Source organism: Nostoc sp. C110 (assembly GCF_043099725.1).
GTDB lineage: Bacteria > Cyanobacteriota > Cyanobacteriia > Cyanobacteriales > Nostocaceae > Nostoc > Nostoc muscorum_A.
Map to the genome: position 1 here is coordinate 1,593,446 of NZ_CP171148.1, position 13,639 is coordinate 1,607,084.

The window sequence follows — 13,639 nt, forward strand, 5'->3', positions numbered from 1 at the left end:
GTTAATTTAGTTTGACTCGTTTTTTACTCTCTATTTTTTTGACGAATGACTATTAACTCATGTAGCAAATTAAATGCCATAGTTTTAGCAGGTGGCAAAAGTTCTCGCATGGGTCAAGATAAAGCCTTGATTCCCATTGAAGGAGTACCGTTGTTACAGCGAGTTTGTAGCATTGCTCAAAGCTGTAGCGATACTGTTTATATAATCACTCCCTGGCCAGAACGCTATCAAGACTTGCTTTTGCCTAGTTGCCAATTTATCCGAGAATTACCTTTATGTGGAGAATCTATATCTCACGGGCCTTTAGTGGGTTTTGCTCAAGGATTAGCCCAAGTGCAGACAGAATGGGTTTTGTTGCTAGCTTGCGATTTACCGAGGTTGCGGGTTGAGGTGTTGCAAGAATGGATAACTAGACTTGATAGCGTGGGGGATAATGCGATCGCAGCTTTAGCTCATCATCCCAAAGGCTGGGAACCTCTGTGTGGTTTTTATCGCCGTCGTTGTTTGCCACAACTTTTAGAGTTTATCAATCAAGGGGGGCGATCGTTTCAGGAATGGCTGCGGCAATATCCTGTGGAAGTTTTGCCTTTATCAGAACCCGAAATGCTGTTTAACTGTAATACACCAGAGGATTTGGCTTTAAGTTAATTAAAGAAGAATACAGAATTTTTTTAACGAACCGCAAAGGACGCAAAGGATGCAAAGGAAGAGAAGGAAGAACCTACTTACTTATTCTGAATTCTGGCTTCTGACTCCTGAATTCTTTCTTCAGAAAAAATGCTAGTCTTTAACGATTAGTTCGCTTTTATATCATCCACTATGCCTATCTACGGGCCCGATGCGATTAATTTTGACGGTGTAAATGGTCATCGCTATTGGTTTCACGAGCCTTTTTCTTATACTGGGGTAGCTGATATTGATGAACGATTAAGCGGCTTTCCGGTTGCTGTTTTTCTACCACATAATCGATCTGCACAAGATACGCCTTTGGTGATTGGTTTGCAAGGAATGACCGCCCCCTATAGCTGGAACGGATTCATCGTATCGACGCTGACACAAATGGGTATAGCTGTAGCTTTGTTCGATACACCCTTGGCTGGTGAGCGCAGCTTAGTGCGTACCTTCACAGCGATCGCAGACCATGAGATTAAGCCTTTAATTGACAGGGGTATCTCATTTGATACTGAGTTGCTTTTGTGCTTATTTCGCACAACTGCGGCTGATATTGCCAGAGTTCGTGACTTTTGTGGCGATCGCTATGGACTCAGTAATCGATTGGCATTATTCGGTGTCAGTATGGGAGTTTTGCAAGCTGCTTATGCCTTTACTGCTGATGGTACTGGGGAACGGTTATTGGGTGCGATCGGTCATGCCGATCTCCAGTCTTTTGCCAAAAGTTGGGGTTACTTGATTTTGCCAGATTTAGCAGCTTCACCCTTGGGTGGAGTCGCAGAAGCAGTACTGGATCGAGTCCAACCGAATCTAAAACCTGTAGTTAAGCTTTTACAATTAGCTAAAAATCTGAAATACCCTGATGAGTATGCTCAGGCGTGCAACCCCATGACTTATATTGAGCGAGTAAAGCCTCCGCGTCGGGTTCGTTTTTTAGTGGGCGCTAGCGATCGCATTGTGAACATTAAAGATGCTCGTGCTTGCGCTAGGCGCTTTGCTGATGGTGACTGTTATGTTGTTCCTGGGATGGGACATGGAACCCACAATTGGGGCCCATCATTTGTAGATCATGTGCGCTATTTCCTGACGACACAATTAGGTGATTGGCGAAATTGACCCTTTGCTATTTAACGAATGCGACAAAATTTGCGATCGTTATCATTTTCAGGATATTGCCAAGAATAGGCAAAATGGCTAACTCCCTTCAGTTGAGGGGAAAATTTGCGGAGTGCCTGCATTTGCACTTCTAGAGATGGACGATTACTAATCGATTCTCCCCATTTGCCGGCTAAAGCTGGAATCACTTTAGTACCTGGTTTTGTCATACTCAAAACCCGTTGCACTTGCGCCACAATACAACTGACATTACCGCAATTTCCATAAGACATGGGATGCCACTCTAATGTGGTGGGGAAACGATCCCAAGGTTGTAAGCGAGAATCATACCCTTGTCCTACAGTTTGGTTGCCATCAGGGAAAAACACTACTCCCGTGGAAACTCCTTGCTGCTTTGCTGGGTAACTGGCTATATTGACAAAATCTAGAATTCCTTGCATGGCGTGAGCAACTGCTAGCTGCCACAATTCCCATTGCAAAAGTGGTTGTCTGTCGGTTGCAGACAGAATTGATTTTTGCGCTGCTGGGGGAATGCGTCCTTGCCAGAGAGGTTCCCCTTCCTGGGGATAAAGTTTATCAATTTCGGCGATATCTCCGGCGGTGACATACCCTTTGCTCAAATAGCGGCGAATTAAGTCTAGTCCTTTGTAATTCAGTGCCCGTTTAAATAAAGCTTCTTGGATTGCGGGACTAAATAGCCATAAATCTGAAACTTTGGTGGCGATGGAATCACTTCCTGCTTGGCGCGGATAGCGCACGTAGTCTAATAGCAAGCCATCTGGACGACGGCGCAAAACTTCTTTTACTAATTGGTAGTAGTCGCTTTTTGCTTGCGAGTTGTAGGGGTCGATAAATACTTGAGAGCCATTATCTACAACATATAGGCTTGTTTGACCTTTGCCATTACGAGCGATCGCACTTTCTCTATCTCGTCGCTGGGCGTAAGTATAGCCGAAATTGTTAGTAAACATCCAGGCGTAGACTTTCAAACCACGTTGCCGACCTTTTTGAATTGCTGTGGCGAGTATATCGATGTTTTCTGTCCCTGGAGTGCGAATTATAGAAGGCCAAGCCGTCGGGTTAGCTTTTGCTGGCAATAATACCTGTCCGTCGTAAAATACTTCCAAATAAACCTGGTTATAGCCACGGTTGACAATCCGATCCATAATCTGGTCGATTATTCCTGGCTGAATGTCACAGGGATACAAGCGTAACCAGACAGCTTGGATTTGTGGCCAAGTGCGAGTGCGGCACTGCTGTAATTCCTGTGCTTGTTTTTTGATTAAGTTTTGGTAGCGGGTTTGGGCATCTTGATTGCCTTTAAGAGCTGATAAACGTAAGTTTTCTTTTTCTTTCGCCGCCGGCGATGATAACTGACAATATTGGGTTACTTGTGCGCTTGCTGGTTCGGTTCCAAAGTTAGGGAGCAACGAACTAGTAGTGAAAAGAACAGCAAATATACGCCGCCAAAATAATGTTGATCTTGCAACGCTTAAAGAATGGTTAGACATATCTACCAGTAGATGGACACAATAATCATCGACCCCAATTTAGATAATTGCAGGTAACGTGTATCGAATTATATAAGTAAGCAGCAAGGGTTTAAAACCTATTTTTTCAAGACTGCCTAAGCCCTATTTGTGTTGCCGCATTTTTTTATAAAGACATAAACGCATATAAGGAAGTATAAAACATCTGAATACAAAGCAAGTTTAGTCTACTATTGGGTAGATTGCGCCTCTACCTTAGTTAGTGAAATTCTGCCAAAGCCAGTAGTTTTTTTGAAACAAGAATAGGTTGACTTTTAGCTCTTGTCATTAGCCACATCTTTTCAATCTCTGGCTTCGTTGATCTAGTTTGCTACTTTATAGCTATATTGCTAAAAGCTACATTAACGATTTTTGAATGTGTTGCTGAGTATGCTTCTTATACAATTCTTACCCTAGAAGGAATTTTAATATGCATCGTCGTTGGCTCTTATCTGCTTTAGCACTTTTGATGAGTATAGTTTTAGCTGCTTGCACGACTGCAACCACTCAGCAGTCACAAATAAAAGTCACAAACCCTACTGAGACAATCAACGCAAATTCTCAACAACTACCAACAGGATCGGTAAAAAGAGTTGTTGCTCTTTCTTCTCTTTCTGCGGATATCATCTCTCGACTTAATTCAAGCAAAATTGTCGGAATCACTGGTAGTAAATTATTTAAGAATGACTCAAAATTCAAAGATATTCCCCGTGTTAGTGAAGGACAAAGCCCGCCCAATTTAGAGAAAATAGTAGCACTCAAACCAGATTTAGTTATTGGTGCAGAAGGTTTTTCTAACATCCCAATTCAAAAACTTCAACAGCTAGGAATTAATACCTTTCTTACTAAGGTGAATAACTGGGAATCTCTAGAAGAACTTACTAAAATTCTTGCTAAAAAAATTGATGCCGATCCTCAACCTTTGTTAAATCGTTATAAAAATTTCTTGCCAGAAAAGCCAACTCAGGGTTTTTCTACTTTAGCGCTGGTTAGTCGTCAACCAATTTTAGCGCCGAATAAAAATAGTTGGGCAGGGGATTTGTTGGCAAAATTTCAGGCGAAAAATATAGCAGCAGATTTACAAGGAAAAAGTCCAATTGGTGGTTATGTGACGCTTTCTGCTGAGAAAGTTTTAGAAGCAAATCCAGAGGTGATAATTTTGGTTAATCCCCCACAAGGGAATTCAGAAGCAGTACTTTTAGATTCGCTGAAGAAGGAAGCTTTTTGGCAGCAACTACAAGCAACTAAAAATAACCGAGTTTATGTGTTTGACTATTTTGGTTTGGTGAATCCGGGTAGTATAGATGCAATTGAAAAGGCTTGTCAGCAGCTTAAGCAAGTGTTGTTTGCACCACAGGGCACTTAGTTGAATTAAATATAATTAGTAATCTTAATTTAATTTATGAAAATTGTAAGGCTTCAGAACCCCGACTTATTTAATAACACCGTGTGCAACTTTCTCTCTTTCTCTCAGACCTAACCCCCAACCCCTTCCCTACAAGGGAAGGGGAGGGGAGCAAGAATCAAAGCCTCTCTCCCTGTGGGGGAGAGGAATGGAAGTGGGGTTCTAAAGATAAGTTGCACATCGCGTTTAATAAATCGGGGTTCTAGTTGTTTGTGCTTTTAATCTTTTGCAGAACTAATCGGTTTTTGATCAAAGGGGATATTTTTTTTACCTTCAGGAGAAGCACCTCCAAGGCTGCGGAAATACAGTCCTCCAATGGTGAGTAAGAACGTCACATATCCCACTGCTTGTACAAGATAGAGATTATCTCTGTAACCAAATAAAGATTTGAGAATAATGCCCGGAAACTGTTCGTCAGGCAAGATTGTGGAAGTATTTGAAACCATTGGCCCCAAAATACAGGAGTGGACTTTTGTAAAACGTTCGTAATAGAAACAAAAGCTTTCTGTGGAACGACTGCTAAGGGCAAGGTTAGCCACAGCTTCGTCAAAGTGTTTCAAGCTTGAAACTACCAACCCAGCCACAATCAACACTAAGAAAACGCCCATTACCTGGAAAAACTGGCGGATGTTAATTTTGACACCCCATTTAAATAGCAGCACTCCAATGGCTGTTGCTGCTACTAAACCAGCAATAGCACCCAATGCTGGCATTAATCCCTGTTGAAAATTAGCAGCAACAAACAGAACAGTTTCAAAGCCTTCACGGACAACGGCAATTAAAATTAAAGTAAAAACACCCCAGCCAGCATTTGAGTTTTGTGTCAGCGCTTGTGTTACTGCTCCTTCAACCGTAGCTTTCATGAATCTGGCTTGTTTAGTCATCCAGATTAGCATCCAACTCAGCATTGCGATCGCTAATACGCTAAATACACCTTCCAAGGCTGGCTCAACTACCGAGGTGTATTGAGGATTCGCTGCTCCCAATATTTGAATTACCCAACTGAATAGCACACCTATAAAAGCACTGACAACAATGCCAACGCCGATACCAGCATATACCCAAGAGTTGAGTCGGGATTGTTTAGCTTTTTTTAGCAAAGCTAGCACGATACCAACAACAAGGGCCGCTTCTACTCCTTCTCGGAGCGTTATTACAAAAGTAGGTAGAGCAGTACTAAAATCCATCTTTTTTCCTTTGTCTTTTGTCTTTTGTCATTAGTCAGTTGGCCTTTGTCATTTGAATTTGTTTTTAACTAATGACCAATGACCAATGACTAATGACCAATGACTAATGACTATTAGCTAAAATCGCGTAGCATCTTTTTCAGTTCGAGATTATGCATCTCTTCTTGCCCAATCATGCCGCGAGCGAATTCTTCAAGATAAATACTAGCATTGGTGACAGTTTCGAGCAGATTTTTATACAAATCCAATGCCTTTTTTTCATGGGATAAGCTTTCTTCCAAGATATCCTTGACTTTATGCTGGTAAGTTTCTTCCATTGGGGCAATTTTCAGGGAGGGATGCCCATCTAAACCGGTAAGAATTTCTCCTACTTGTTCAGCATGAAGTAAAGACTCGCTTGCCTGTGCTTTGAAAAAAGCGACAATTGGAATACGGTTAGGGCCAGTCACCATCAAAGAATAATGTGTATAACGCACTACTCCTGCTAGTTCAAATTCCATGATGGCGTTTAGCAAGTCGATAGTCTTTTTATAGTCAAGTTCTTGCATCAGTTCTTAGTTCAAGTAACGAATGGAGTGTAATTAGGTAGAAGTTAGGAGTTAGGAGTGAGGAGTTGGAAGTCAAGAGTTAGCAAATCGGGATTCTTAACTCAGGACTCTTAATTCATAACCCCTAACTCTTAACGATTTCATCATTTTAAACTCCTTCGCATCAGCTTTCCATTAAAACAAAGTGTTATCGCTGTGCTTGGGTATTGGATTTGTCAACTACTTTTTGAGAGTTTTCCTCAATGGTTTTCACCAGCTTGGTGACATCACTAGGGGTTTTGACTGCTTTAGCTGGTGGGATGGCGCTAGGCCAAACTTTTATTAGTTCCGCGAAACTAGAATCGATCGCTTTGTGCGCTTCGGGATCTGCTTGGGCTACTTGACTAGAAATTCCTTTGTATAAATCATTGGCGTAAACGACAAAACCACGGGAGTCTTGATACTCGATGGGCGCGGTTATTTTACCATTTGCGATCGCAGCGCCATATTCGGAGTTAGCTGAATCTAGCAGTTCGTTAATTACCTGTAGCACAAATCCTGGTTTTGAGCGTTGAGCTTCTGGCAAAGCTGCGATCGCTCCGTCAACAGCTTGCACTGAAGAAGTAAAATTAGTTTTAACTTTGCTATCCTTCGGACTAGATTTTACTAAATCTTGCAAACTCACTAATGTTGTCTTAAATTCTTTGACTTTGCGCTCATTTAATTGGTCTTCTACATCAACATAAATTTCCTCAACAGGATGTCCAATATGAGGTTCTGCTTGTTTTGGCTGATTCTGATCTAGCAGTTCTTGTGCTACCAAAAGATGCCCCTTCATTAAGCCCAATTTGCTCATGTAGTCAACATCTTTTGCCTCTCCAGTGAGTGCCACTTCTTGAACACCAACCTGGTCTTTAATTTGGTCAAATTGTTCTTGAGTAATTACTTTTTTAGTAACTAAATCTTCTGGGCTGCCATAAGGACGACCTGCCTGGATTTTGTTAGATAAAGCTGGAACACCTAGTTTGGCTTCAAACTTATCTAATTGTGACAAAATAGCAGTGTTAATGTTAATTTTTTCTTTGCTACCGTGACCACTATGACTGTTATTACTTACTGCCTCTGTAGCTGGGGTACTAGCAACTGGTGCTGATGGATTTTCTGTGGTTGGTGTACTGCTACAGGAACTCAATGTAATTATTGCCGCAGTTGCAACAGTTAAGCAGATATAACGAACTTTTATCATTTTTGCTCCTCACACAAATAAAAAGGTATTAATTGAAACATTTCAAACTATTAGTAGAAGCTAGTTTGTTTGACACGTTGTAGTAGACTTTACTTTGACATATAATGACAGTTTTTATCAACTAGTTGAACTAAAATTTTAATAAATTAATGACAAATTATTTATTTAAGAATTTTTTACAGTATTTTGAGAGTTACTCTCAGTAAGTACTTCAAATTGACCCATGCAACCACTTTCTGCGATCGCATCCTGATGGGGATGGAACATATACTTACCTGGGTAGCGAAAAGCAAATTCCAAGATGTGCCTTTCTGCTACACCCATCGTAATCACATCAGTTTTCTCGCTAGGAGTCATACTCATGCCATAGCGATAGACATCAAAGAAGTTGGCATGGAGATGAAAAGTCACTGCTGGATCGTATTCAATGATGTTGAGGACATACAGCCTAATCAACTGATCTTTGTAAATAGGAATGGGATTATGCATGTAATAGTGCGGCAGACCATTGAAGGCATAATAATCGTTATGGCTATCATCATTCACGTCATACCCACCCATCACTAGTACAATCTCATCAGCCGGAGGACGGGGAGTAGGTGGATCGATGATAAACATCCCGTATAGTCCCTTAGCAATGTGACGGGTGACTGGTTCAATATGGCAGTGGTACAGGTGTACACCATAAGGTTCAGCATCAAATTCATAAATTGTGGCGCTACCATTGCTGATTGGGCGAACACCATCCATTTCCGCCGGATGAACCCCATGAAAATGCAAAGAATGAGAATGTCCCGCGTTATTGAGAAATAGTATCCGAATGCGATCGCCCTGTTTTGCCCGTAGCGTTGGGCCTGGTATGCGACCATTTAAGTCCCAGATGTTGTAAGAGACAGCACTATTGAGCTTTATGATGGAAGTACCAGCAGTTAGCTGAAATTCACGGATAGTCCGCCCATTTTCTTGCTTTACCGTCCCATAATCAAAATCCCTTAACATCTTCATCGGGTTAGTAACATCGTCTGGTGTTTCCATGTTGAATGGTGGCACTTTGACGATTGACTTGCTTTGTAGATTTAGCATCTGCCAAAGTCCAGCTGCACCAGTCACTCCAGCAGCTGCTAGTCCCAGCTTCAATAATTGACGGCGGCTCCAAGGCTTTCCGTTACCTAGAGCGAAGTTGTTGGGCATGACATTTAGTTACGGTAAGCACCAAAAAAGAGTTGCAAAAGATTTGCAATTGCTTTTAAAGCTTAGAGGAATTAATAATTATTGTCAATAATTTGATAGTGCTTAAAAACTGTTATTTAGATTGCTAAATCTAGATCAAGCTAGAATCAGTCTTTAAAAATTCTAGCCAAACTTGCTTTGTTTCAACAGTATTATTACGTTTAAATTATGTATAAATTATGTTTAGCAAAAACTAGCTGTTTTATACCTATTCCTGATATGCTTATTGCTTCAGCAATGCCTATAGTACAAACAATGAGTATAATAGCATCTTGGATATAGACACAAGCAAGCAAATATCGGTAATTAGTAGTGTATTTAATTGGCTTAGAGATAACATCAATTACATTTCAAGGAATTTTGGATGCTTGGTAACATGAGCATTTTTGATTTTTAATTTTAATCTGTTACCTTCGTGTTATCAGCTTTGAAAATGCCGTCATTCAAATCTATGTGTCATTCTTTTGTTATTTGTATGGATTTTATGTGGAGATTTCTACATCCTGATGAGCCGATGTTCAAAGGATAGTATAGTATTCACTAAAGTCGAATTACACAATACATTTGATACACACTTGTCAAATACAAAGTTGATCGTATATCTTTTTCCAATCAAGTGGCATCATGCCTTTTGATTGATAAATTACCCAAATTAATTACTAGGAGGTCAAAAATGACTACTTTTTCTCAAATGTCAGTATTGCAGAAAACCGCAGGTATTACCTTATCCAAGCCTGTGCAGGTAACACTTTATATGGTGCTATCTTCTTTAGTTATCTGGACTGTTTTGTTCTCCACCTATCCTGCGGTTCATAACACAGCACACTCAGCGCGTCACCATACATTAGGCGTTCCATGTCACTAAATTATCATAATCACAAGATTTTTTAGGTGAATGAAAAACTTTGCTAGTTAACATAACAAAGTTACAACGCTAAAATATCGCAGGTTCCGCACCAGCTTTTTTGCTTGGAAATAACTTTTAGGTAATGTAGAGATGCTTTTTTCATCTCCACCTTACATTAACTGTATTTTTGGCGTTGCTGATTAGATATATGAATCTTAGTGTAGAGACGTTGCATTGCAACGTCTCTACAAGGGTTTTGAAATCACGCAAAATCATTTTCATACCTGAATTCAGCAACGCCGTATTTCTGATGATGTCTGAATTTATCAATAATTCTTTTACTTACTAATAAAAATCTGGAGTAATTTTCATCCACTGCTATTAAGATTTACAGCGATTTTCAGGTAAATAGACCATAAGTAGGGGCGCAAGACCTTGCACCCCTACTACGACGGATGTGGTTCATATATGCTGTAAGTTGTAAAAAGTACAAAAGTTTCACATTTACCGTAAGTTTTTATGAAAAAATATCGACTTTTTGGGGTTATCAGTGCTGTTTGCATCACCTTGTCAATTCTTTATTCTTTTGTAGGAAATTCCCAAACCCCTACATCCAGAGTGCTACTCTCTACCAACCCAACTTTAGAACGTATTCTTCCCTTTGAAGCAGAGGCAGAAAAACCACAATCTCCTGTTACCCTGACCTTACAAGCTGTTGATGCTGCGGGTAAACATTTAGAAAATACCAAAATTAGCCTACAAATTCTAACACCACCGCCTAATCCTTGGTTAACAACAGATTTCCCTATTGTTGAGGGAACAAAATTGCTGCAAATGAATGCTACTGCACCTGATGGTAAGCTAGAAATTCAGCAGATGTTACCCATTCGTGGTAACTACCAACTAATGGTAAATGTATCACCTTTAGTAGCAAATGCTTTTGCTCCATATCAGCAAATTTTAAATCTGAATGTCCACGAAAATCCAATCAAATATAAATATTTTGTGGTTATCGCAGCTATTTTACTATCACTTGGATTGTTAGGTGGTTGGGTTATCGGCGGACAAGGAGAACTACAACAAGGAGAAATTGCGCCACAGTCAGTACGCCTTTTATTAAGTGCATTGACAGTGGTGGCTATAGTAACCCTATTAGTTATCAATATTAGTGCAGAAGTTGCAGAAGCTCATGGCAGTGAACACCATCCAAGTAGTACTGAAGTAATTGCACCATCATCTCAGAAATCTCAAGGATTGGAAATTAGCCTTGACGGAGATAAAAACGCAACTGTCGGAAAACTTGCGAATTTAGCACTACAACTGAAAGATACAGCAACCGGACAACCGATCACAGATGTAGCGTTGCAAGTGAAAGCGATCGCCACAGAACATAATTTAACAGTCTTTGACTACAAAGGTATTCCCGACGAGCAAGGTAAGTTAACATGGCAAGAACAGTTTTTTGATGGTTCACCCCACAAAATCGAGGTGGAAGCAACTCCTCTACCAGGATCTAAGCGTCAATTTGCACCAGTAAAAGTAGCGCAAGAAGTTGAAGTTGAAGCGATCGCACCACCAATTTATATCCGATTAATTGGTTTATTCTACTTTACAGCCTTCGTCGGCATTGGTATGGCGATTGGATTGCTAATACAGCACCGACGAACACCGCGAGAAATTAGTAATACCAATGCTTAAGTCGTAGGGGCGCAAGACCTTGCGTCCCTAACGATGTGTATTAATTAAAATAGTTGTGGTAAAACCACACTATTTTTTTTGTTAATAGGTTATGCAAACTATAAAAAGATAGTGTACTAAGAAAACCTAAGCTATTGCATATACTTGTCAAGCATTGATTAATTACGAATACTAATATTAGTCTAGTTTTTATTATGTTTATATTTTTGCCTCTCCTTTCTTGGATTGCTATTTTTTGGTTAATTAATAAAAATCGTACCGATTGGCGTGAATCGCTGATATTAACATCTACTTACTGGGGAATTTTGATCGCTGTAATCACAGAATTTTTGAGTATTTTTAAATTAATTACTTTTGCCTGGATATTAGCAACTTGGGGATTAATATGTATCATCTTAATTTATATATGCTTTCGGTTAAATTCCCAAAATCCTAATATTTTAGAGACAAATAATTACACCCAAGTAAATAAAAATACTCAAATCCCATCCCTCGTAAATTTATTGTTATGTGGCGTAGGTTTCATTGTAGCAATAGTTGGATTAATTGCCATCATCGCACCACCAAATAACTGGGATTCTATGGATTATCACATGAGTCGTGTTGCTCATTGGATACAAAATTATAGCGTTGCTCATTATCCAACAAATTATACTCCACAGCTATATCAAAACCCTTGGACAGAGTTCGTAATTTTGCACTTTCAAATTCTGAGTGATGGTGACTATTTCGCTAACTTAGTTCAATGGTTTAGTATGATTGGCTGTATTATTGCAGTCTCATTAATTGCTAAAAAACTTGAAGCAGATTTACGAGGTCAGGTTTTTTCTACTGTTATAACTGCAACAATTCCTATGGGAATTTTGCAAGCTTCAAGCACTCAAAATGATTATGTACTTGCATTTTGGGTAGTTTGTGTTGCCTACTACTTACTATCAGCTATTGAAGCAGGAAGAAGAGATATTTGGACGAACTCATTTAATATTGGTAGTAGCATAGGACTAGCTATTTTAAGTAAAGGGACTGCTTATTTTTATGTATTTCCCTTCTTGATTTGGTTTGGATTTTACCAGATTAAAAGTTTACGCTGGAAAGCATGGAAGCCAGCCTTGATAGTAGGAAGTATATCTTTATTACTGAATATTAGTCACTATTTACGTAATTATAATTTATTTGGTTCGCCATTGGGTGAACCAGGTGGCTATCGTAATGAAATACTCGGTATTAATATACTAATTTCTAATATTTTGAGGAATATTGCTTTGCATATAGGTACACCGATTGGTTTATGGAATGGAATAACAAATAGATTAATTCAAATTATCCATATATTTCTCGGTGTCGATGTTAACGATCCTCGGATAACTTTCTCAAAATCATTTTTTGTCCCAGGAGGTTGGTCAACAATTGGGATATCTGGTAATGAAAATAGTGCCGGAAATTTAGTACATCTTACATTGATAATAATATGTATTATAATTTTCATAACTAGAAAATATATTCGACAAGAAAGTAATATTTTAGATTATCTAATTACTACCGCAGCTACATTTTTTCTATTTTGCTACTTTGTAAAATGGCAAGCCTGGAATAGTCGTCTTCATTTGCCTTTTTTTATCTTAATGTCCCCATTCTTAGGTGTTGTTTTATCTAAGCTTAAAAAGCAAAAAATAGCAATTATTATAGTAACGTTTTTGCTAATATCATCATTACCTTGGGTATTGTGCAATAGGTATAAACCTATTTTTGATAGCAACAATATATTCCAAACTCAGAAAATTGAGCAGTATTTTAGTAATAGACTTTACCTAAAAAATACTTATATAGGAGCAGTTGAATTTTTAAATTCAAAGAAATGCTCTACTGTTGGGCTATCAATGGGAAATGACCCTTGGGAATATCCTTTTTGGGTACTTTTGCAGCAAAAGAATCAAGAAATTGTTAAAATTCAACATATTAATGTAACCAATATTTCGGCAGTTTTAGAAAAAGAAGATTCTTATAAAGATTTTGAACCTTGTGGGATTATTTCAATGGAAACTAAAAAAAGTAAAAGCAATAAATATCAAGAGATTAATTTTAAAGGTAAAACTTATCTTCGAGCATGGGATTCTCCAGACCTTGGTATATTTATTAAGTAAAATTTTATTTATTACTGGATCTTCAATTTAAGATTTACTGA

At 39.0% G+C, this 13,639-nt stretch carries 11 protein-coding genes; 6 read left to right on the plus strand and 5 right to left on the minus strand.

Features of this window, described 5'->3' with window-relative positions; all coding sequences use genetic code 11:
• Positions 1–45: 45 nt before the first annotated feature.
• Both ACFFRD_RS12500 and ACFFRD_RS12505 read left to right on the plus strand, forming a co-directional pair.
• Positions 46–648, plus strand: coding sequence for a molybdenum cofactor guanylyltransferase (locus ACFFRD_RS12500; RefSeq protein ID WP_392481792.1), 603 nt, complete (start codon positions 46–48; stop codon positions 646–648).
• 171 nt (positions 649–819) lie between these two features.
• Positions 820–1,788, plus strand: a complete 969-nt coding sequence (locus tag ACFFRD_RS12505) for an alpha/beta fold hydrolase (protein WP_392481793.1) — start codon at positions 820–822, stop codon at positions 1,786–1,788.
• A gap of 11 nt (positions 1,789–1,799) precedes the next feature.
• Here ACFFRD_RS12505 and ACFFRD_RS12510 read toward each other — a convergent pair whose 3' ends face one another.
• Positions 1,800–3,299 (minus strand): family 10 glycosylhydrolase, encoded by a 1,500-nt coding sequence (locus ACFFRD_RS12510; RefSeq protein WP_392481794.1) that lies wholly within the window; start codon positions 3,297–3,299, stop codon positions 1,800–1,802.
• 448 nt (positions 3,300–3,747) lie between these two features.
• On the opposite strand from ACFFRD_RS12510, the gene ACFFRD_RS12515 reads away from it, so the two are divergent.
• Positions 3,748–4,683 carry an ABC transporter substrate-binding protein gene (locus ACFFRD_RS12515; RefSeq protein ID WP_392481795.1) on the plus strand — a complete coding sequence of 312 codons (936 nt, stop codon included), beginning with the start codon at positions 3,748–3,750 and terminating at the stop codon, positions 4,681–4,683.
• 257 nt (positions 4,684–4,940) lie between these two features.
• Here ACFFRD_RS12515 and ACFFRD_RS12520 read toward each other — a convergent pair whose 3' ends face one another.
• From ACFFRD_RS12520 to ACFFRD_RS12535, 4 genes are all read right to left on the minus strand, one after another.
• Entirely contained in the window at positions 4,941–5,909 is a 969-nt protein-coding gene (locus ACFFRD_RS12520) for an FTR1 family protein (RefSeq protein ID WP_392481796.1), read from the minus strand.
• 113 nt (positions 5,910–6,022) lie between these two features.
• Positions 6,023–6,457 (minus strand): bacterioferritin, encoded by a 435-nt coding sequence (locus ACFFRD_RS12525; protein WP_012412436.1) that lies wholly within the window; start codon positions 6,455–6,457, stop codon positions 6,023–6,025.
• A 187-nt stretch (positions 6,458–6,644) separates the two neighbouring features.
• Positions 6,645–7,682: a helix-hairpin-helix domain-containing protein gene (locus ACFFRD_RS12530; protein WP_392481797.1), complete on the minus strand. Its 1,038-nt coding sequence runs from the start codon at positions 7,680–7,682 to the stop codon at positions 6,645–6,647.
• 165 nt (positions 7,683–7,847) lie between these two features.
• Positions 7,848–8,873, minus strand: a complete 1,026-nt coding sequence (locus ACFFRD_RS12535) for a multicopper oxidase domain-containing protein (protein ID WP_392481798.1) — start codon at positions 8,871–8,873, stop codon at positions 7,848–7,850.
• Positions 8,874–9,585: 712 nt separating this feature from the next.
• Between ACFFRD_RS12535 and ACFFRD_RS12540 the strand changes: the two genes are divergently transcribed.
• From ACFFRD_RS12540 to ACFFRD_RS12550, 3 genes are all read left to right on the plus strand, one after another.
• Complete coding sequence (locus tag ACFFRD_RS12540) at positions 9,586–9,777, plus strand: CbtB domain-containing protein (protein ID WP_114084345.1); 192 nt, start codon at positions 9,586–9,588, stop codon at positions 9,775–9,777.
• A 501-nt stretch (positions 9,778–10,278) separates the two neighbouring features.
• The gene (locus ACFFRD_RS12545; RefSeq protein ID WP_392481799.1) at positions 10,279–11,457 is read left to right on the plus strand and encodes a hypothetical protein; all 1,179 of its coding nucleotides are present in this window, start codon (positions 10,279–10,281) and stop codon (positions 11,455–11,457) included.
• Between the two features lie 194 nt (positions 11,458–11,651).
• A complete protein-coding gene (locus ACFFRD_RS12550; RefSeq protein ID WP_392481800.1) occupies positions 11,652–13,598 on the plus strand; it encodes an ArnT family glycosyltransferase in 1,947 nt (648 codons plus the stop codon).
• Positions 13,599–13,639 lie beyond the last annotated feature (41 nt).